The 21,953-nt window shown below is 58.7% G+C and carries 14 protein-coding genes; 8 read left to right on the top strand and 6 right to left on the bottom strand.

What is annotated here, in order from left to right:
- Together VMJ32_09845 and VMJ32_09850 are read left to right on the top strand one after the other, a co-directional pair.
- Nucleotides 1-239 (top strand): lipase maturation factor family protein (locus VMJ32_09845; GenBank protein ID HTQ39321.1); only part of this gene is annotated, 239 nt, incomplete at its 5' end.
- Nucleotides 240-570: 331 nt separating this feature from the next.
- A complete protein-coding gene (locus tag VMJ32_09850) occupies nt 571-5,337 on the top strand; it encodes an Ig-like domain repeat protein (GenBank protein HTQ39322.1) in 4,767 nt (1,588 codons plus the stop codon).
- Nucleotides 5,338-5,391: 54 nt separating this feature from the next.
- Here VMJ32_09850 and VMJ32_09855 read toward each other — a convergent pair whose 3' ends face one another.
- The 3 genes from VMJ32_09855 to VMJ32_09865 all read right to left on the bottom strand — a co-directional run bounded on the left by VMJ32_09855 (nt 5,392) and on the right by VMJ32_09865 (nt 9,709).
- On the bottom strand, nt 5,392-7,851 hold the full coding sequence (locus tag VMJ32_09855) for a serine/threonine-protein kinase (protein HTQ39323.1): 2,460 nt from the start codon (nt 7,849-7,851) through the stop codon (nt 5,392-5,394).
- A gap of 69 nt (nt 7,852-7,920) precedes the next feature.
- Nucleotides 7,921-8,493, bottom strand: a complete 573-nt coding sequence (locus tag VMJ32_09860; protein ID HTQ39324.1) for a sigma-70 family RNA polymerase sigma factor — start codon at nt 8,491-8,493, stop codon at nt 7,921-7,923.
- Between the two features lie 22 nt (nt 8,494-8,515).
- Nucleotides 8,516-9,709 (bottom strand): hypothetical protein, encoded by a 1,194-nt coding sequence (locus VMJ32_09865; GenBank protein ID HTQ39325.1) that lies wholly within the window; start codon nt 9,707-9,709, stop codon nt 8,516-8,518.
- Between the two features lie 443 nt (nt 9,710-10,152).
- Between VMJ32_09865 and VMJ32_09870 the strand changes: the two genes are divergently transcribed.
- Entirely contained in the window at nt 10,153-11,232 is a 1,080-nt protein-coding gene (locus tag VMJ32_09870; protein ID HTQ39326.1) for a hypothetical protein, read from the top strand.
- A 95-nt stretch (nt 11,233-11,327) separates the two neighbouring features.
- Nucleotides 11,328-12,926 (top strand): S53 family peptidase, encoded by a 1,599-nt coding sequence (locus tag VMJ32_09875; GenBank protein HTQ39327.1) that lies wholly within the window; start codon nt 11,328-11,330, stop codon nt 12,924-12,926.
- 219 nt (nt 12,927-13,145) lie between these two features.
- Here the strand turns inward: VMJ32_09875 and VMJ32_09880 are convergent, their stop codons facing one another.
- The 3 genes from VMJ32_09880 to VMJ32_09890 all read right to left on the bottom strand — a co-directional run bounded on the left by VMJ32_09880 (nt 13,146) and on the right by VMJ32_09890 (nt 18,306).
- Complete coding sequence (locus tag VMJ32_09880) at nt 13,146-14,693, bottom strand: CARDB domain-containing protein (protein ID HTQ39328.1); 1,548 nt, start codon at nt 14,691-14,693, stop codon at nt 13,146-13,148.
- A 233-nt stretch (nt 14,694-14,926) separates the two neighbouring features.
- On the bottom strand, nt 14,927-15,727 hold the full coding sequence (locus VMJ32_09885) for a hypothetical protein (GenBank protein HTQ39329.1): 801 nt from the start codon (nt 15,725-15,727) through the stop codon (nt 14,927-14,929).
- A gap of 275 nt (nt 15,728-16,002) precedes the next feature.
- Nucleotides 16,003-18,306: a polysaccharide lyase family protein gene (locus tag VMJ32_09890; GenBank protein ID HTQ39330.1), complete on the bottom strand. Its 2,304-nt coding sequence runs from the start codon at nt 18,304-18,306 to the stop codon at nt 16,003-16,005.
- Nucleotides 18,307-18,480: 174 nt separating this feature from the next.
- On the opposite strand from VMJ32_09890, the gene VMJ32_09895 reads away from it, so the two are divergent.
- From VMJ32_09895 to VMJ32_09910, 4 genes are all read left to right on the top strand, one after another.
- Nucleotides 18,481-19,056: a tRNA-(ms[2]io[6]A)-hydroxylase gene (locus tag VMJ32_09895; GenBank protein HTQ39331.1), complete on the top strand. Its 576-nt coding sequence runs from the start codon at nt 18,481-18,483 to the stop codon at nt 19,054-19,056.
- Between the two features lie 155 nt (nt 19,057-19,211).
- Nucleotides 19,212-19,769, top strand: coding sequence for an RNA polymerase sigma factor (locus VMJ32_09900; GenBank protein HTQ39332.1), 558 nt, complete (start codon nt 19,212-19,214; stop codon nt 19,767-19,769).
- Nucleotides 19,756-20,364, top strand: coding sequence for a hypothetical protein (locus VMJ32_09905; GenBank protein HTQ39333.1), 609 nt, complete (start codon nt 19,756-19,758; stop codon nt 20,362-20,364). The genes VMJ32_09900 and VMJ32_09905 overlap by 14 nt, the downstream gene beginning before the upstream one ends.
- 293 nt (nt 20,365-20,657) lie before the next feature.
- Nucleotides 20,658-21,932, top strand: coding sequence for a hypothetical protein (locus VMJ32_09910; protein HTQ39334.1), 1,275 nt, complete (start codon nt 20,658-20,660; stop codon nt 21,930-21,932).
- Nucleotides 21,933-21,953: the final 21 nt, after the last annotated feature.

Consider the following 21,953-nt stretch of genomic DNA (forward strand, 5'->3'; position numbering starts at 1 on the left):
CCATTGATCCGCGAAACATGAGCCCCTGGTTTCAGTCGCTTATTATGCGGTTGTTCAAAGGCGAGCCCACGGTGCTGGGTCTGCTGGAAACGAATCCGTTTCCCGACACGCCGCCGAACTTCATCCGTATTACCTTGTGCCAATACCGCTTTACCGACGCCGCCGAGCGAGAGCGGACCGGCGATTGGTGGAAACGCACCGTAGTTTGGGTGGGACCCGCCATTTCGATCCGCCGTTAGCACCGTTCCTCTTTCTGGCAAGGGCTTTTGTTTGAATCGGGTTAAAAATGTTCGATTTTGTCAACATAACGCTCTCAACAGGTCGCTTTTCGACCACTTTTTTGCCTGCGACACGCCCGATAGTGGGAGGAAAAAATAATTGATCGGCCGCCGTTCCGCGATTACCATAGAGGAATCTATCTCTCAAACGCCCGGAACAATTCGGGTCAATCCGATTGGCGTTTGACGCGAGACGGCCCTAGGCCATTTTCAACATGCGGCCTGCGGTCCACCATTTGCCACGCATTACAGTCGACACGCAGTCCTACACACCACGGAAGAGGCACCCACGATGAAGGTTTGGCGTCGCGGTTCGGTTCGTCGTTCTCCGGCAAAGCGTCGTTGGTTATCCAGGCAAAATTCATTGCAGCGCAGCCAGCGCCGGTTGCTCTTGGAGCCGCTGGAAGACCGCAGCATGCTCAGCGTTACGCTGCCGGCCATCACCGGACCCGATTCAGGCGGCGTGTACGATGTTCCCTCCGGCAAAGATCTGTACGTGCCGCTGGTGGGAACCGACACGGGCCAAACCATCACGTATACCGCCAGCAGCAACAATGCCAACGTTACAGCAACGGTGTTGACCGGCAATCCCACGCTGTCGATCACCGTGCATGGCGTGACAGGCACTAACAACACATCCTTTAGCGGAACGATGACGTTCCAATTGTTCGAAAACATCGCGCCGAACACCGTGCAGGCCATCATCAACTACGTCAATTCAGGCTTGTACACCGGGGCCAATTTCTACCGCGCCGAAACCGGGACTGGGTTTCAGTTGATCCAGGGCGGTGTGGAAATGACTTCTGGAAAAACGGAGCCGTCCGATATCGCTGGCGAAATCAATGTAGCCGCACTCTTCAACAGCCCCGGCATGCTGGCGATGGCCAACACCGGATCACCCGATACCGCGTCCGGCGAGTTTTTTATCACTGCGCCGAATATTCCATTGGCCAACGAACCCCAATCGTCGCTCAATTTTGGTTATACCGTCTTCGGGCAACTTCTAACGGGCCAAGACATTTACAACGACATCGAGAATACCGCCACTACTAGCTCCGGCGGCATTGATTACGCGAAAAATGATGTGACCATCGATTCGGCCACCATCAATACCAACGATACCCAGCATAGCGTTGTGCAAATTGCCGAACCCAGCAACTTTACCGGCTCGGCAGCCATCACCATCACCGCCACAGGTTCGGATGGGACGCACGCCACGCAAACATTCACCGTGAGCGCCGCGCCGCCAACCAACACCACCGCTCAACCGGTCATTCTCAAACCGGTGTCGAATCTCACGACGAATCTCAACACCCCGGCGAATCTACAATTGAGCGCCCTATTTGGCGCCGGCTATAGCACCGGCACCATTACCTACAGCGTGACGGGCAATACCACGTTCACCGGCGCGCCCAGCAATGTGACCGTGTCCGGGTCGGGCTCATCGGGCGCCCTTATCTTGACGCCCACTTCGGGGTTCACAGGCACCATCAATCTTGTGGCACATGTGGTCGACGTCCTGCCCAATGGCAGCGGTGGCACGTTCACCGTGCAAGATGCCCTGCCTTTCACCCTGACCGTCAACAACACCACCACGGTATTAACCGTGGGCATCACCTCGGTCACGGACCCCATTAATAACTCCAATGACACCAGCACCTCGGCCGTGGGCAACGGCGTGACCGGAACCACGGTTTCGGTCACTGCCACAGATGGCACCCACACCACTTCCGCAAAAACGACCACTGTGGGCACGGGGGGCATGTGGGCGGTGAACGGAATTAATGTCAGCTCGCTGAGCGACGGCGCCATTACTTACACGGCCACCGCCACCGATTCGACCCACGCCACCGTCACGGACACCCAAACCGCCACCAAAACTACGGCGTTGCCCAGCGTTGCCCTCACCACGCTCACCAGTCCAATCAATTCCGGCAACGTCACCAATACTTCAGCCAGTGGCACAGGCACCGCGGGAAATACCGTCTCGGTCGTCGCCACCGATGGCACTCACACCACCACCGCTCAAACCATGACGGTCCCCGCCGGCGGCTCCTGGTCGATTACCGGCATTAACGTCAGCGCGCTGAGCGACGGCACCATTACGTATAAGGCCACCACCACCGATTCCGTCGGCAATACAGCGTCGGCCACGAAAACTACGATCAAAGACACCGTGGGGCCCAGCGTGTCGATTACTTCCGTCCCCTCTTCCATTACGACCACCAATCAGACCAGTGTTACTGTCGGCGGTACCGGCGCGTCGGGCTTAACGATTTCGCTGGTGGCCACTGACGGCACGACTACCACCACGACCAAAACGACGACCGTCGGTTCCGGCGGCACCTGGTCGATTAGCGGGATTAACGTTAGCGGGTTGAACGACGGCACCATTACCTTCACCGCCAGCTCCACCGACACCAACGGCAACACTAGCAGCACAAGCAAAACTTCGATCAAGAGCACCGCCGCCCCTGCGGTGGCCGTAACCACGGTCACCAGTCCGATCAACACCACCAATGTCACGAATACTTCCATCAGCGGAACTGGCACCGTTGGAGCAAGCATTTCGGTGGTGGCCAGCGACGGCACCCACAGCACGACGGCCACAACCACGACAATCCCCATGGGCGGCAGCTGGTCGGTCACCGGCATTAATGTTAGCTCGCTGTCCGATGGAACGATAACCTATACGGTCACCGCCTCCAACGCCAGCGGCACGACTACCATCACCAAGACCACGACCAAAGACACCGTGGCCCCCAGCGTTTCCATCACCACGGTGACCAGCCCGATCAATCTCGCCAACCAAACAAGCACGGCGATTAGCGGCACAGGCACTGCGGGAGATACCATCTCGGTCGTGGCCAGCGACGGCACCCACAGCACGACGGCTCAAACGACGCCGGTCCCCGTTGGCGGCTCCTGGTCGATCACCGGCATCAACGTCAGCGCGCTGAACGATGGCACCATTACATACACCGTCACCGCCACCGATGCCGCTAGCAACACGACGACTACCAGCAAAACTGCCACCAAAAATACCACCGTTCCGTCGGTGGCCATCACGACCGTCACGAATCCGATCAATACTTCGAACGATACCAGCACCGCCATCAGCGGCACAGGCACAACAGGCGCGACGATTTCTGTCGTGGCCAGCGACGGCACGCACAGCACCGCGCCCCAAACCACCACCGTGAGCTCCGGGACGTGGACGGTCAGCGGCATCGACGTTAGCGCACTGGACGACGGCACCATCACGTATACCGTCACCGCCACCAATTCGTTTAACAACACAGCAACCACCTCACAGACTGCTACAAAGACTACCGTCATTACCGACGGCGAGGCAACGACCACGCAGGTGACGTCCGACCACGATACCGGCTCGACTTACGGCCAAACCGTTCAATTCACGGCGACCGTGAGCACCGGTTCGGCCGACACGCCGACGGGAACGGTGCAATTCCAAATCGACGGCGTCAACTTCGGCGCGCCCCAAACATTAAGCGGCGGCCAAGCCAGCATCTCGGTTTCCAGCCTGACGGCGACGACCCACACCATTACGGCCTTCTATCCAGGCGTTGATGCCCAATTCAACACGTCGCAGGGCTCCTTCAGCCAGGACGTTTCGCCCGCCATGCTGACCATCACCGCTGATGATAAGACGAAGGTCTTTGGCCAGGCGTTGCCGACCTTCACGGTCAGTTACAGCACGTTCGTCAATGGCGACACTTCAGCCAGCCTGACAACTCAGCCGACTTTGTCCACCACCGCCACGGCAACCAGCGCCGTCAACAACTACACCATTACGGTAAACGGCGCGACAGATTCCAACTACACCATCGAATTCGATCCGGGCACACTGAGTGTTACGCAGGCCTCGACCACCATTAGCGTGCAGCCTTCCGCGTCGACCATCGCGGTTTCGCAAAGCGTCACGCTCACGGCCACGGTGGCCGTGGTTTCTCCCGGTGCGGGCTCACCGACGGGAACCGTGACATTCATGGACGGGAGCAACACCTTGGGCACCGGCTCGGTGAATTCCAGCGGCCAGGCCACGTATACCGTGCCGGCCAATACGCTGTCGCTGGACGTGCACAGCATCACGGCGGTATACGGCGGCGATGCTAATTTCCAGGCCAGCCCGACATCGGACGCTGTTTCACTGACCGTGAATTCAATCGACAATACCTTGAAGCCCAGCGTGGGCATCTCCGGCCCAAGCATTGGCGTGCGCGGCCAGGTGTTGTCCTACACGTTCACCGTGACCGACCCCAACGCATCGGTGAACGAAGCGGCCGGATACAGTTACTCCATCAACTGGGGCGACGGCCAAACACAAAGCATTGCCGCGGTTCCAAATTCTCTAACCCAAACCGTAACGCACACGTACACGGCCAGCCAGACCGATTCGCTGTCGGTCACCGTAGCTAACCAACTGAACGTTGCCAGCACCCCGGCGACGCAAAGCGTGGTCATTTCTGCTGTGGCGTTGGAGCCCGATGCGGCCAATCCCAGCCAAATGGATTTGTATGTCGGCGGCACAACCGGCAACGACCAAATCTCGGTGGTGCCCGCCTCGGGAAATAAACTCAGCGTGATGATTAATCGTCAATCGCAAGGGTCATTTGCCGCGTCCGCAATTTACGTGTTCGGCGGAGCCGGGAACGACAACATCCAGATTTCGCCCAACATCCGTTTGCCTGCCGTACTTGACGGAGGCGCCGGCAACGATTGGCTGGTTGGCGGCGCGGGCCGCAATATTCTCATCGGCGGCGCTGGAACCGATACCTTGCAAGGCGGCAAAAACGACGACATCATGATCGGCGGTTCTTCGACCTTTGAAGGCGACGCAAAATCGCTGAACTACTTGATGGCCGAATGGAATTCCGCCGACAGCCTCGCAGTGCGCGAAAACGATTTGAATGGCACAGGCGGCGGCAGCGGCGCCAACGGCGAGGTGTTTCTTGAAATAGGCAGCACCGTGTTGAACGACAGCGTGGTCGATCAGTTGTTCGGCAACGGCGGCCACGATTGGACGCTGCCCAGCTAGAGCGAACTTCAGTTCGGTGTAGCGTGTTCAAAACAGCTCGGCACAGAGCCGTTTTTATTTCGCGGCTCCATCCATATTTTTCCGGAGTTTGCCCATCTTTTCCGGTGTGCAATCCGGATCGAGCTCCACGGCCCGGCTAAAATCGGCCTTGGCTTCTTCTGCGTGGTTTAACGCCTGGTGGCACAACGCCCGATTGTAATAGCACTCGGCCCGCTGCGGCGCCAGCGCAATGCAAACGTTGGCCGCCGACAATGCGTCTGCATCATGCCCCAGTTGATAGTCGCACCGCATCTGCTGAAAATGGGCCCAAAAATCGTCCGGCTGCCGGGCAATTGCCGTGGCAAATTGCCGCCGCGCTTCGTCCAGCGCCCCGTGGTGCATTAGCCAGCGCCCTAGGCCGTCGTGCTCCCAAGCATTGTTGGCCACAGGCAGGGAATCGAGCGACACTTTTTCATCCCCATTGTTTCCGCCAGCCCGATAATCGCGCTCTTCCAAATCCAACAAAAAACTTGGGCCGCACACTGCCCGCGCTTCGGCCAGTTTTTCAATGGCCTGTTGCCGTACCTCGGCAGCACCGGCCGGGGAAGCCAACTGCATGTCGAGCCGCGCCGACAGAATGGCCAAATCGAGCAAATCGCGCCGCAGCGCTTCCGGAAGCTTCTGGTTGTCGTCCTGTTTCGTCTTTTCTTCTCCCTGTGGTTCCGGCGACTTGTCGTTTGCGCCTTCGTCGCTTGAGTCGCGCGCAGGCGACTTCAACATTTCCCGGGCTTGCCAAATCGCGCGACACCCGGTGGCAATCTCGGCGAGTTTCGAATGATTCAGTGCCGATTCCGCGGTAGGTTCTTGGTCTAAAAATCGCAATTGTTCCACTAAATCGTGCAGCGCGGCCACTACTTGGGCTCGCTGTGCCGTGGCAATTTGCGTCTTCAGCCGGCTTTTAAGCTCGGCGTGCCCCGGGAACCATTGCAGCGCATTCCACGCAGCCTGCGAATGTTGAATCGCCGGGCCAAATTCTCGATTGGCTAGTTCTTCTTGCGATTGTTGCAGGGCCGCTTCCGCGGTGCGGATGTGATCGCGATAGTACAGCGCCGCCACTCCGCAAATCACAATCACCACACCCATGCTGATTGCCAGCACGGGCAGCGCCAGCGGCTTGCGGCGACGCCATTTTTGCCACCGTTCCAATACGCTGTGATTGCCTACCCCGCGCAACGGCAGGCTGGCCAAATGGCAACGCAAATCGGCGGCCAACTGCCCCGCGTCGTCATACCGGCCCGCAGGTGTTCTCGCCAGGCATTTGCACACAATATCTTCCAGTCCACGGCTGATTTGCGGATTGGCGTGGCGAAGTTTTTGCCGCAACAAATTTGGGTTCTCCGGCGGAAGTTGGCCCGCCAGCGATTCGTACAGCAATACCCCCAGCGAATAAATATCGGACCGTGCGTCAAGCGGCCGTGCAATCGGCACGCCTTGCTTCACGCACTCGGTGGCCGCGCGTTGCTCCGGCGACATGTATCCGGGCGTGCCTCCCAAGCGGTCGATGTTTTTGTTCTGCAATCGCTGCGTTTCGCACGCCAGGTGAAAATCCAGCAACATCGGCTGCCCATCACCCGCCAGCAACACGTTCGAAGGCTTAATGTCCAAATGTACCAGCCCGCGCTGATGAGCGTAAGAAAGCGCATCGGCCAAGCAAGCGCCGATCCAGCATACGGCGTCAATATACGATGAGCGCGACAAAAACCCAATCGCCGGGCCGCCCGCGACAGCAAAGGCCGAAGTGCGCTCTTGCCGCTCGGCCAAATGCGCGACTATTTGACCGCCGCTGCGGCCACCAAGCACATGCTTCTCCAGGCTCGACAGCACGCTGGCCCATGTGGCTCCGCCTAAATACGGCATGCACAGGGCGCGCAAATTCTCCGCCGGAAAATCGTGCACCAAATATAGGGGCACAATGTTCGTGTGCTGCAATCGGGCCAACGACAAATGTTCCTGGCCGCTGCGCGCCGTCACTTTCACCACCAATAGCCGATCCGACAGCGACGGTTGCGTGGCCAAAAACACCCGCCCTAGTGCTCCGCGCCCCAACTCTTCCAACAAGCATAAATCGCCTAACTGCTGGCCGGCCGTAGGAAATTGGGTGGCTTCATTCGGCGCGCGCAATAACTGATGGCAATCCAGCACCACCGCCAAGGCATCCTGCCACTGTGGGAACCGCCGATAGTACTCGGCCGATTCCACCCGCTCACCGCGCTCTTCCCGCAGGCAAAATTCCTCGTACACCACCCGGACCGCGGCCTCCGCGTCGGCGGCCAACTCCGGACGCTCCGCCAGCCACTGCTCGGCGGTGCGTGCTTGTCCGGCGTGCCACTGGGCCGCCATTTCATCCAGCGTCGCCGCCAGCCGCGCATCCAACAAACCACCTGGGTGCGATGCTTGGGTCGGCCGCTCCACGACGTACGGCACGGAAGGATTTGCATCTTTGGTTTCCGGCAGCGATTGCGAAGAAACACTCATGTTGGCCGCCAGTTCTGAACCCCGCCCCCGGGATGGAACAGTTTCTGCGTGCAGGTTTTCTCCAGCGCGTTACACCGCCGGCTGCCGGCGCAGCCGAGCCACGCGCCGGGCAATATCGTACAAAATGCGGCGCACGCTCCCTTCGTGAAGTTTAGTCTGCCGTGCGATTTCCGCGATCGACGCCCCTTGCCGCTTCAGCTTGAGCAACTCGTAATGCGCCGGCGGACAAACCTGCACCATCTGCTGCCATAATTCGTCGGCATAAAAATTCTCGCTGACGCGCGGGCAGCGGTCGACCGGCAAGCCGTCGATATTCTGCTGCGGCAGCGCCACTTCGCGCCGCAGTGATTCGCGGTGCTTCCGCAACCGGTCGATAAACCGATTCCGCGTCATCTTGAACAAAAACGCCCGCAGTTGGTCCACATTGTCGAAATTCCATTTCGCTTGTTGCAGACCCGCCACAAAATCGGCCCACACCGATTGCACCACGTCGGCCGAATCGAACTTGGCCCGCAGCGAGCCCGCGATGTGGCGATGCACGACCATTCGCATGTAAGGCTCGAAGGCGATGAACATTTGCCTGACCGCAAATTCATCGCCCGAATTCAGCCGCGCCAATAGCGCGTCAAGAGAATCGTTCATCGTTTACCGCCGTCGATTGGCTTCAGCCGGAATGGCCGTGCAGCCGCGCAAATAGCCAACTCGACGAAGCCTCTTCGTCCCGCCGGCCGGCTTCTTCCTCGCCGCGGCGTCGTAAATAATAAGTCGCGCCGGCTCCCAGCGCCGCCGCACTCACCGCGGCGATCATGGGCACTAGGTGCATGTCGTCCAACCAGTGGCTGACCTCAGTTCCCAGCGATTCCATTTCGCTCATCACCGTGTGCAACGCCCGTTCGATGCCTCTCATGTCGAGCGGAATGCCTGCCAGCGACGCCTTGCAAACCGTCGTTTCGGCCTGCCCAACCGTTGCACGAGAATGGATGAAAGCTGCGTCTGTCAGCCGCTCGACTTGAATGCCGTTGCCTGATCCTGCCGTTTGGAAGGCCGAACGCACAGCCGTCGCCGTATTCACCACAATGTTCGCCGGAGCTTGGGCACCGACGAAAGTTTGCATCCAGGCAGTGCCCGCGCCGTCAAGCAGAGGAATCGAAGGCGCCACGGAAGCGATGGCGGAAAACAACGCCGTTTTCATCGAGCCCGCCGCCGCATACGCCGACGTAACCAATGCGGAATGCGAATTAACCGCCGCCGTGAAATCGGCGGGCGTCACACGAACGGTCGTTGCCAATGGCGTTTGGCTGGGCGACATCGCACTGGCCGGGTGTGGCAGGGCGTCCAGGGACGGACTAACGTTGGGCTTCATCCCGCCGGCCGGAGCAACATCGGCACGTAAATTTGACCCACTCTGGCCCGCTGGGGTGCCAGATTCTGCGTACATCGCGCTTGAATTGTTGCTGGTCGTGCTGAAGATCACAATCAATTCGGTCGGCGCGCCGAATACGATGCCCATCGATCCCCCGCCCACTCCACCATAATCTGCCAGGTCCATGCTCATCATCGGCGGTTCGTAAAATCCAAATCCGACGGGAGCAAAGCCGCCCGATTCGGCGTACATCGATCCCATGTTGTCGGAATAGTGTGACGCAACGCCGAATGAACCACCGCCGATTTTTTGGGACGCTTCGCCAATCGCATTGATGTCACGGTCGCCGCTGAACATGACCGTCGGCGCGACCGGTAAATCGAACAACGCTCCGCCGTTCAACACGCAGCGCGATTCAAGTCGTTCGATTTTTCGCGCTCCCCGAGTTCGATACAGCGCGCGACCAGACGGGGCACGGCCAAGAAATCTCTCCATGAGAGTGTTCCTTAAAGCGAAAAGATAGGCGGGATGAAGCGTAGAAAGCGGGTTCGGCTACCGCACTGCATGTCTACAATTTATCTGTTTCCAGTGTATTTGCTTTCTTGCCCCAAAGTCAATCATTCGGACGAAAAATCGATCTTATTTCCCGCCACGAGACTCCCGTAGGAATTTTTGATTTTTTTGCGCGCGCTAAAACAGTCGCGTTTCGTTCTTAATGATAGCCACCGGCGAATCTTGGGGCGGAGCTGTCGATTTCCAGTCGCTATTGGTTTGCGTAAGGCATTAAGCGGCACGGAATTCACGCCTCTCCTTTCCCCAATTTGACGCCTCGCCTGCCGAACCCAGATCGGCAGTGGTTCACTCGCAGATTTGTTCAGGCATCGTTAGTTCGCTAGCACAACCATCAACTCAGGGGCGTCCGTTGCGGAGTTGCGACCATGACTCGAAATTTCAACAACGCGAATCGCCCGTTACGCATCGAACGTTTGGAACAGCGGCAACTGCTTTGCGGAGCGGCCGCCACAGGCTCCCTCTTGCAAGCAGCCGCTCATAGCGCGTTGGTTGCCGGAGCGCACACTTCCTCCGCCGTGACAAACACCTTGAAATCTTCCACCAGTAGCGGCGCGTCGGACGAAAGCACTGACACTTATTTTTTTGCCACGCTCACCAATAGCTCAGGCGAAATCGTCGGCACCGCCTCATTCGAAACGGAAGTCAGCGGCACGACAACCAAGGAAAGCTTGGTTATCGCGGTGGTTGGCGGTGCAGCCAATGCCAGTTACGAAGTGACGGTGGGCACTACCGACCTGGGTGCGCTCACGACCGATGCCAACGGCAACGGCCGCCTAATTCTAACCTCGTCCACTTCCACGAGCAGCACCACGTCCAGTGCCGCAACCGCCAATTGCGCCGGCACAGGCAACACCACGACCGGCACGTTGCCCACCGGTTTTACTTTGGCGGCCGGCGCGACCATCAACTTGGCTTCGACCGACACCACGGTCGATCCGCTAAACGGCACATTCGCCGCCTCCACCGGCGAAATTGGCGAGGGCAACGGCAACGGTTATGGCGGCAATGGCTACGGCGGCTGCCACGGATCCGATGCCTCCATCACCCGCTCGGTCGCCACGCTGACCGATTCCGCTTCCGGCGCGACGGTTGGAAAATCGGTGTTCACTACCATTACGCACAGCGACGGCACCACGGTGGACATTCTGCGAGTGCATTTGACGGGCACCGATGTCAGCAGCACCTTCGATGTTTCCGTCGACGGCACCGATGTCGGCTCCATCACCACCGACGCCAACGGCAACGGTTATTTGATCCTGTCATCCAATCCCAAAACTTCCAACGTCGGCCAGTTGCCTTCCGGCATTACCTCGCCGACAGCTATCACTATTACCAACAGCGTTACAGGCACCACAATTACCGGTAATTACAGCGCTTCGTCGTCGTCCAGCGCTGCCGGCGGTGTGCTTGCCTCCGCGAATAGATTTTTTCTGCGAAGATGGTAAACTGATCGTCATACCAAAGTGTGAATGCCTGTTCGGCAACCGAAAGCTCCCCGCATAGGTCTACCCGCCTGAGAGACAGAAGGAAACGACCCGACATGAAAGCGCCAATCCGCCGTGGGCGTGCATTGAAAATCGAAACGCTGGAAGTCCGCCAAGTGCTGAGCGCTTCGACAGCCAGCCTGCTTGTGACGCCCAATTTGCTCGTTGTTCCCGATGCCAATTCGTCCACCGTGCAAGGCTTTTCCCCCGCGCAAATCAAAGCCGCTTATTCGTTCAGCGGAATTACCTTTGGCAGCACTGTGGCCACCGGAGCGGGCGAAACTATCGCCATTGTCGACGCCTACAACGACCCAAACATCGTCAGCGACCTGGCCACGTTCGATAAGCAATTCGGACTGGCGGCTCCCCCCAGCTTCAAAGTCGTCAACGAATCCGGCGGCACCAGCTTGCCGCAAAACGATCAGGGCTGGGCTGCCGAAATCGCTCTTGATGTCGAATGGGCCCATTCCATTGCGCCGGGTGCAAATATCTTGCTGGTCGAGGCCAGTTCCGCAAACACTTCCGATTTAGACAAAGCGGAAGATTTTGCCCGTAATGCCTCCGGCGTCGTCGTCGTGTCTAACAGTTGGGGCGGCAGCGAATACAACGGCGAATCATCGGAAGATGCGCACTTCACGTCCCCGTCAGGCAAAGGCGTCGCGTTCACCGTGGCGGCCGGCGACGATGGCACGGGAGCGGAGTATCCGTCGGCTTCGCCCGATGTCGTCAGCGTGGGCGGCACGTCGCTTCGGGTCACTTCATCGGGCAGTTATTCCAGCGAAAGCGTGTGGTCCGATGGCGGCGGCGGCGACAGCCGATACGAAGGCTTGCCCAGCTATCAAACCGGACTGGGAATATCCAATCGCGGCACACCCGACGTTTCGTACGACGCCAATCCCAACACCGGCGTGGCCGTTTACGACAGTTACGGCAGCGGCGGTTGGGCTGAGTACGGCGGAACCAGCATCGGCGCACCACAATGGGCTGGGCTAATTGCCCTGGCCGATCAGGGTCGATCACTCGCCCATGAAAGCTCGCTGTCCAACGTTCAGGATGTGCTGTACGCACTTCCCAAAAGCGACTTCCACGATATTACCTCCGGCTCCGACGGTAACTCGGCTGCCACCGGGTACGATTTGGCTTCCGGTCTGGGCACTCCGATTGCCAGCAGTGTCATTCGCGATTTGGTTGCCTATACCGGTTCGACCACTTTCACGCAGGCTTCACCGGTGACCACAACTCGCGGCCACGGATTCTTCTTCGGTTTCGGTGGCTTCGGCGGGTTTGGCGGCGGTTTCTTCTTCGGCTTCGATGTGCCCTCCGGCGGACAGGGCGCCATTGCGGCCGGCTCTGCAACCGATTCGGCCGACAGCGGCGGTGCTTCCGGAGCGGCTTTGCCAAGCAATGCCGCCATTTCGGCGATCGATTCGTTCTTTGCCGGCGTCAACGACAATAATTCCTCTTCCACGTCCGGGTTGACATCGAACGATTCGCTGGCCGCCGACAATGGCGCCACCTTGCAACAAATTACCGTCGATCAATCCGACGCCGGCGATGGGTCCGCTTGCTCCTCAGCATTATCAACGGATGCAGGCGCCGTTTTGTCGCTGTCCGGCAATTTGGTCGATGCCCACTTTGCATCGCTGGACGGTTAATCTGTCGCACAGCCCGTGGCGTCACACAATGCCATAGAACACAGCAGGATGGATTTCCCGATCCCCACGATCCCCACGATCCCCCAAGGATCCATCCTCTCGGCGAAGGGACTCGCCGTCTATCAATGCGGTGAGTGATTCCAAACCCACGGGCTTGCGACCCGTGGGCTTAGATGGCTATTGATGTTTATCTGCCGTTCAGTTGGAGTTATCTGCCGGTCAATTGGCGGTGGTTTCCAGGGCGGCCCGATCGACCACGGCCGTGTTGTTGGTCTCGTCGATTTCGGCCACGTTATTCAGTATGTCGACGCCAATGAACAATTTGGTGAAGACGGCGGGCTTGCCCTCAGGACCGGCCATTCTTAAAGCCGCTTGCGGCAGCCGCACAGAGACCGTTCTCACTTCGCCGGCGGCCAGCGAGTCGATTTCGACAATCGCTCGCGGGGCGTCGTCGGACAGCTTATCGCCGAGTCCGGCGAAAACTCCGATCAGGAACTTGCCGGCCGCTTGCGTGCCTTGGTTGCGGAACTTTACGGTGTAAGCCGGACCGGCAACCAACGTGGCCGGAGCGTCCAAGCGGACATCTTCCAGCACCAGGTCTGCGCCGGTCGTAGCCTTGGCAGCCGCTGCAGCGGAAGGTGTGGTGGAAGCATTCGGCGTTGCATCGGTGGTCGTCGTGGTGTCCGTGGTGGTTGCAGACGAATTGGAGACGCTGCTGTCATCGAACCCGCCCCCGAAGACCGAGCCGCCCGAGGTCATCGGAGGCTTCATATTGCCTGGCTTCGTTGTTCCGCTGTTCGAAGTCGGCGGGGCAAAACCGGTGTTGAAGCCGGTGGAGGCAACCACCTTGCTGACCGGTTGCATTGTCTCTCCTTTGGAGATAGTTGTGCCCGGGATACCGGTCGTGTTGTGAACGTCCATCTTGCTTTGCGTGGCAACTTTGCCTGGGGTGAAGAATGTTTGCCCCACAATGGCGTTCTCGTAGCCGGCAGTCGCATCGACAGGGCTGACGTTGCGGTTGCTGACCTGGGTGGCCTTATTGAGAGCGTTTTCGCTGCCGGCTCCGTGGTAAATGGTGTTGCCTGCGCTGAAACGGGCGTCAGGTGGAATCGGCGCTAATCCGGAGCCCGTCAAAACAAGCGTGAGGGTGATCGGCGCCCCACAAGTCGCTTCCGTAAGCCCAATCGCCCCGTTGACAATAGGCCCCAGGTCCGATTCTAAGCCGGAAACAACATTTCCAAGTCCACCGGCCAGGCCGCCTAGCAAATCCATCGTATGCATGGGCTGGACGGAGTTGGCCATGACGCGGTTTGAATTCAGTGCAGTCCTATTGGGATTAAAGTTCGTCGATTGATCGATGGCCCCTGCCGTCGCGGCTTTGGCACTGACGGCATTGGCGGTAACGTGGTCTTGCGAACCGACGGTCGTGGGAACGGTTGATTTGCCGCTGATTCCGCTTAGGTTGGCTTTTTGGACCGCGCTGGTGGTCGAGGCGGAGCCGGCCGTCGTGCTGAAGTTGCCCAGCTTGTTGCCGCTGGGGGGAGGAATGGGAATTGAAGGAGTCGCAGCCAATGTTTTAACGCTCTTGCTTGAAAACTGGGTATTGATCGTGGAGCCGTTGGAGGCATGAGAAACGGCATGGCTTGCGCCGCTGCTGCTGCTGCCGCCACCACCGCCGCCATGAGCCAGCGCCACTTGCGGAATGGCCGTTCCCACGGTCGCCAGGGTTAATAACACGATTCGGAAATTACTTGTTACAGTTTTCATGATCCACGCTCGCTTTCTTGGATTTTGAAGGTTATTTGGGGACGGCCATGCCGGCCTTCACTCTTATTGAGCGTGAAACTGGGACAGATGTTACGGGAAGCATCCCGGCGGGCTGGTAGTTCAGGAACATGCTGCCCACGGTCGCCGCTCTATAGAAGCGCAAAAAACCGCGGTGTTTGCCGGCCATTACCGACAAACACCGCGAAGGATTGCCCAATTTATCGCAGGTTTTGTTACTTAATGTGCGGCACTGAGCCGCCTGGCGGCAGGCTGCTGAGGGGCACGGCGATGTTCATTGGATCAAGATGATAAATACTGCGGTTAAGGAAGGGGTCCGGTCGGCTGGTTAAGGGGGGATTCTGCTGCTCATCCGTCAGTTCGGTGTGATCGCCGGAGATGTTCTTGATGCCGGTTTTCGTCGGCGCGAATTGGCTATCCAGTGTTCGGGGTGAGGCATAAAGAGCGCGTTCCAGCGGCGACAACAGCCCTGTACCCGCCGGTCCTTCACCGCCAAGACCGGTTTGCGCATCTGTTAATTCGGTGTGGTCACCGTTAATGTTTTTGATGTCGGTTTTGGTCGAGGCAAATTGACTGCTTCGAGTCTGGTTGGTCACGGTTTCGGAATGTTCCAGCAGACTACTGATTCGTTCAGGTTCCTTGTTGCCGCCATGCACATTATCACTGCCAGTTGGCTGAGCTGTAATGTGCAATGTTTGGGGCGAATTGAATTGCGAGAGCACCTGGCCGGGCAATTTCGGGCCCAGCTGGCTGAGATTGACATGTTCGGATTCGTTGAACGACTTCGACAGGTGAAACGGATCCTGGTGGGGAGAACGCTTCGGCACCGGAACTTCGCTGGTCGAAATTTTCCCAAGCGTGTTGCCCGAAGTAGACAACGAGCCGCTGGAGGAATGAATCGCAGACACGTGCGAAACGGAACTGGGGCCTTTGGCCCAAACCGAGGACGGCATCAACATGCTGGCAGTCGCCAGGATCGAGACCGTATTACGTAAATATTTATTGAAACTCGTCATCATCCACGCTCACTTTCTTAATTGCAGATGCGGCCGCCGAAATAGCAGCCGTATACCCCTATAAGCGTGAATCCAGAAGCTTTGTTGCAGATAATTTCGAACATACGGGCTGACTTTTGCGTTAACCATCGATCAAACCGCGATGGCAATAGTCCGCTTGCTCGTCAGCATGATTGATCGATGTGGCCGCCGAATTGTCGCTGTCCGGCAATGAAGTCGATGCCCACTTTGCATCGCTGGACGGGTGTGCGTCAACGCAGAGTTTATCTCATCCGTTACTCAGCCACTGCGGTATCTTCCGCCAGCTCCAGCCGCAAATAATCGTAAATGATGCCGCTGGTTAACCCGCCGGCCGGAACGGTTAGCACCATCGTGTTTTTGCCCGCATGCATCAGCGCGGCATCAAACGACAGATTGCGCTCCGACCAATACCCGCCGATGCCGTCGCGGTTGATCGTGGCGTTGTAAAATGGCATGTTGACGGTCCCGGCCGCTTTGCCGTTCACGGTCACATCAATGGTTCGGGTTCCCGCGCCGCAAATGGCCAACCGCAACGTGGCTTTGCCGTGCATGTCTTGCGGCAAATTGAACGTGATCGTCCACGGAGTGGCTCGGCCCCGGCCGGTGGCGTCGGCATCAGTGTCCGATGCGTCATGCGGCACCTGTTCAAAGAACCAATCTTTGTGGAAATCGGACGTGTCCACGTCGTAATGCACGTCATTGGGGAATAGCTTGGCGTATTGCACGTACCAGCCCCAGTGAAAATAATCATCCCCTTTGAAAAACTCCGCGCCGGTTCGGTTGGGAATGCCAATTTCCCACAATTGCTTGCCGTACCGCACCGGCGTCCATTGCAGTTTTCCTAAATCGATCTTATCGCCCGCTTTCACTTCAATCGACGCTTGCGAGAACTCGCCTAGCACTCCGTCAGCGATGGCGTGTAGCTGATAGGTGCCAGGCCGAATGTTGGGAATCACGAAGTGCCCGTCCTCGTCTCCTTGTACCCAAAACTCATAATGCTTGGCGTCGTTTTGCCAATCGGTAACGCTGGGACCGCGACCAAATCCGCGCCCGCCAAAACCAAAGCCGCCATAACCACCAAAGCCACCAGGGCCTAAACCGCGTGTGCTCCCCGCTGAATCCGCTTTGCTTTGATCCGTTCCGCCGCTGCCTCCTCTGTCATTTCCAGGATTCGCACCGTTGGGATTTGCACTATTGGAAGCTGAACTACCCGGAGTCGCACCGCCGGAAGCCGAGCTGTTGGCAGTGGAAGTATCAGGGGCAGTTTTGTCCGAAGTAGCGCCATTCCGGGTTGCGCCGCTGGAAGAGGCACTGCTCGAAGAAACGCCGCTGGAAGAGGCGCTATCGGTTGCGCCACTGCCTAAGGACGAGCCAGCGCTCGCGCTTGCACCATTGGACGGGGCAGGGGGTTTTTGATCCGGAAACGCCAAACCCACCAGCAAATTCGGCAGCTTCGTGGTCGTGGCTTGCGGATCGTTGAGCACAATTTGCCCGCTCAGGGTGCCGCGCTGGTCACGGTGCGGATAATCGACCCCTTGCACCCAATCGTACGGCCACGCTTGGCTTTCTTGTTTGGCTTTGGCCAGCGCGTCGTCGTACATCTCTTGCGGCGTGTCTTTCGAGTTCAAATAAATCATGATCGGCCCCACCACTTTGCTCCATGCTTCCCCGGCCGGAATCCGGCAAATGCTGCCGCCGTAGTGCGTGCCCCGCCAATAATCCAACAGCGTCGGCGCGCCGCCAGGATTGGCATCCAGGTGCCCGGTCAACTCGTACTTGGTCGCCCCGCCGGAGAGAAACTCCGTCGACGGGTTGATGAAGTACAACCCAATGTGCTGCGTCGTGCTCGACCAGCCAAAGGCTGGAATTCTGAATTGATAGGCCGAGTAATCGTACTTATGCTCCGCTTCTCCTTTGTACGTGCCGGTGTTCAACCGTCGAACTTCTTTCATATTCAATTGCGTGCCGGCCGCCCAGTCGGCGGCGGTCGGCATCAGCCGGTTGCGCTGTGCGTCGATCGAAAGCCAATCAAACATGTTGGGTAGCTTCACCCCGTAGCGCGATTCCCCCACCGAGCCCGGACCGGTCTTGGCGTCGTGGCTAAAAATGGCGTAGGTATACACGCCGCTGTCGTTTTGTCCCATCGCATAGCGCACTTCCATTTGAACGTTGTTGGTGCCGCCCCCCACGCCACCGGTGGCGGTTCCCTTAATCGAAACTTCCGCGCGCTCGCCGTGATTGGTCCCCGGATCAATCGTGATCGACGCCACCGGACTCGCCGGCGATTGCTCCCAGTAACCAGCATGATGACCCGAATCGTAACCCATCAACTCCTTGCCCTTGTACGTCAGCGACGTCAAATCGCCCGATCGCTTGGATATCACCGCGGTGCAGTAGCGGTTGCTAAACGTGTAGCTTTGGCCGTGATCGACCAGCGTGACCTGGTCCAAAGTCCCGGTGCTAGACACATCATCAGCCTGCCCGGTAAACAGCATGACCGGCGCTGTGGCAAGCACTGCCAGAATCGCCGACACAATCCCCATTCTTTTCAGCGGCATGAGTGAAATCCTCGTCACCAAAATTGGGTCAAGCGATGGCTGGCCTGACCTTTTATATATTGAACGACGCCCGCGAATCGAAAACAATAGACGCTCGCCCAGGCCGGCACATCCCACAACCCCACGCCGCCGGGCATCCATTTAACCCCGCTGGCCGTCTTTCGAGCCGCTTTTATGCTCAGTTTAACCTCCGAAACTTCACAGCGTTGGCTGGCCCAGGTCGATGCCCACCTGGACGAAATCCTCATCGACCACGCCCATTGCGAGAAAAAAGCCGCCGGCACGGCCCTGAACCTGATTTTCGCCTATGTCGACCGGGTCGAACTGTGCCGCGAACTGGCCGATATTGTGAATGAAGAACTCGACCACTTTCGCCAGGTCCTCGATTTGCTCCAGCGTCGCCGCATTCGCTTCCGCCGCCTAACCCCGCCCGCCTATGGCCGCAAATTGAACGACCTGGTCCGCAAATTGGAACCCGGCAAGGCGGTCGATCGGCTCCTGGTGGCGGGCCTGATCGAAGCTCGCAGTTGCGAACGCTTCGACTTGCTGCGGCAGCACGTGTCCGACCCTGAGCTGGCCTCGTTCTACGGCAGCCTGTTCGAGAGCGAAGCCCGGCACCACAGCACGTACGTTCGTCTGGCCAAGCTGTTTGCCAAGGACGAAATTGTCGACCGCCGCTTGGACGATCTGGCCGCCGCCGAAGCCGAAATCATTGCCGCCGGCGATCCGCTGCCGCGCATGCACAGTTAGCCGCCGGGCTTGCCCGGCGGGTAGATGCCTTATCGTTCATCATTCCCGCTCTGCTAGCGCCTTGCGGCTAAACCTCGATGGCTCATTGAACTTTTCCGCCCCCAGCGCACCTTATCTTTCATACGGCAATTCATCCGGCCGGAAGCGAACCTCCGATGGCTGACCAATTGAATTCGTTCTATTGGAAAGTCTTGGTCGTACGCTGCCAAATTGGCGATAGCTCTGCCTTCGAGGAGTTGGTGACCGCCTGCCAACCTCGTCTGCGCGGATTTCTGTTCAAGTTGGCCGGCCGGGAAGCCGTCGACGATTTGGCGCAAGAAGTGTGGATGGACGTGTTTCGTGACCTGCCGCGGCTGGCCAATTCCGATTCCTTCCTGCCCTGGTTTTACCGCATTGCCCGCAATCGGGCATATCGGCGGTTCCGCAGCCGCGGACAAACCGTCGAATCGCTCGACGCGCAAAATTTGAACGTTGCCGATGAACCAAGCCCCGCCGACGATTTTACCGCCGAAGACGCCCAGGCCGTGCATGCCGCACTCGATGGTCTCAGCCCCGAGCATCGCGAAGTGCTGCTGCTGCGGTTCATGGAAGACATGAATTACGACGACATTGCCGCCGTGGTCGGTTGCCACGTCGGCACCGTGAAATCCCGGCTGCACCACGCCAAACAAGCTTTACGCACCATTTTGGAGAAAACCCATGAGCCCCGGTGATTTTTCCGCCGCATTCCAAAATCAATTGGCCGCACCGTTTTCCCCCATGCCTAGCGCCCACGACATCGCCGCCGAAATTGTCCGCCGCGATCATAGCCGCATTCGCTGGCTGGCCGTCCTGTGTCTGCTGCTGTGGATCGTCGGCGCCGCCGGCATGGGCTTGCTCGTGTATGGCCTGAACCAATTTGTCATGGGCGTACGGCTTAATAACACCCGCGAATTCCTCGAGCTCAAATCGCAACAAACCGACCAGCCGGCGACTGCTGACAAGGCTCATGATGATTTGGCGTCGCTGAATTTAAACGCACGGTCGAGCCCGCCACAGCAAACGTCCGATACCCAGTTCCAACCATCCGGCGACTCATCGCTCGCTCAAAAGGTCGATCAGGCACACGCGCGCATGCTGTCCGATGGCACCGACTTGTTTCACCACGCACTTCCTTACATCGACGCCGCACTCGTTTGCCTGTTCTTAGCCGCTTTGTGCACCGTGTGGCTGGTCTTCGCCTCGCGCCGGACCACACTCAATCGCATCAACATCAGTTTGGCTCAAATCTCCGAGCAACTGCGGCAATTGGCCAAACCAACCGGCTAATGACGAACGATGCTTGCTCCGGCCATGTCAAACCTTGCCGATTAGCGATTCCCTCCGGGCCGCCGGCAACGGACAAACGACAAATGACAACCAAGGTGCAGTCACGCCAGCCCGAATGCCGACCTTTGCTGTAGGCCCAGGCGTCTTGTGCAAACTGCTAGCACCGCGCGCCGGCCCGGAATAATCGGCACACCTTCACACGGTTTCATGCTAAACCGCAACCGCAGCACAAACTTCGCCGCTCAACTGGCCACTGACCACTAACCAACCCCGAACCCTGAAATCCGACAAGGATGTCGCTTTTCGGAAGTAGTCGAGATGACCGCCGCCGCCGAAACCTGGCGGAGGATTTAGCGGGCGAATCGTTCGCACCGTCGGCTGCCGGTACGTCTAAGCCGGCCGGCAAGCCGGAGCGTTACACTGCCTCCGCCCGGCGCGAAAATCATCGCCACACGACCGATTTCATTCCCCGCAGTTGGCTCACCGTAGCACTGTGGTATGTCGCCGCCTTGGCCGCCGTCGGCGGGTTGCTGTTCGGCTATGTCAGGTTGTGCGATCAAGCGCGCGACCAATCCAATTCGCTTGGCCTGGCCCCCTTGTTCGATGCCGCCAACGGCGGCAGCCTGGCCGGCTGGTTCTCGTCGCTATTGTTTGGCTTTTCCGCTGCCGGCAGCGTGCTCATTTATTCCATCCGCCGCCACAAGCTCGATGATTACCGCGGCCGTTACCGCCTGTGGCTCTGGTCCGCCGTCGCCTGGCTGGTGATGAGCATCGATGCCACGGCCAACTTGCACACCCCCTTTGCCTTGGCGATGGCGCACTTCACCGGCTGGTCGATGCTTGCCGGCGGAGCGATTTGGTGGATCGGCATTTGGGGCGGCATCGTGGGCATTCTCGCCTTGCGATTGCTCTTGGAAGTGCGCGAAAGCCGCACCGCCACCCTCGGCTTCACCCTGGCGTTTTCGCTCTGGGCCGCCGCGCTTGCCACCGATTACGGCTGGCTGCACTTAGGCCAATCGCCACAAATGAGCGCCGCGCTAGTAGCAATTGCCGGCCGCTTAGTGGGGCAAGTTACGCTGTTTTTCACCATCGCGCTGTACGCCCGGCACGTGCTGCTCGATGCCGAAGGATTGCTCACGCTGCGCCAGCGCAAGCTGAAGCGCGAAAAAGCACCGAAGAAAGCGAAAGCAGCGCGGGCCGCAGATCAGCGCGCCGACAGCGCCGCCGAGCGCTTGAAATCCTCCCGTATTGATGCAGCCCACAAAACCCCCGCGTCGCCTTCCGCCGCACCTTTGGCCGCCATGGTGCAGCGCTCAGCCGCCAACTCCGGCTCTGCCGGGGGATCGACGTCGACAAATTCCACGTCGAAAAGCTACGGCAGTTCCGCCGATGACGACGACCGCGACAGCAATCGCTACTCCAAAAATCGCGCCGGCCAAAATCGCTTCGACGACGAAGAGGACGAAGATGACAGCGATTCCTACGGCGCGGGCCGCAAGCTCTCCAAAGCGGAACGCAAACGCCTCCGCAAACAAATGCGCCGCCAACAGCGCGAAGACGATGAATGACCAATGACCGAATCCCAATGA

Source organism: Pirellulales bacterium, from assembly GCA_035499655.1.
Lineage (GTDB): Bacteria > Planctomycetota > Planctomycetia > Pirellulales > JADZDJ01 > DATJYL01.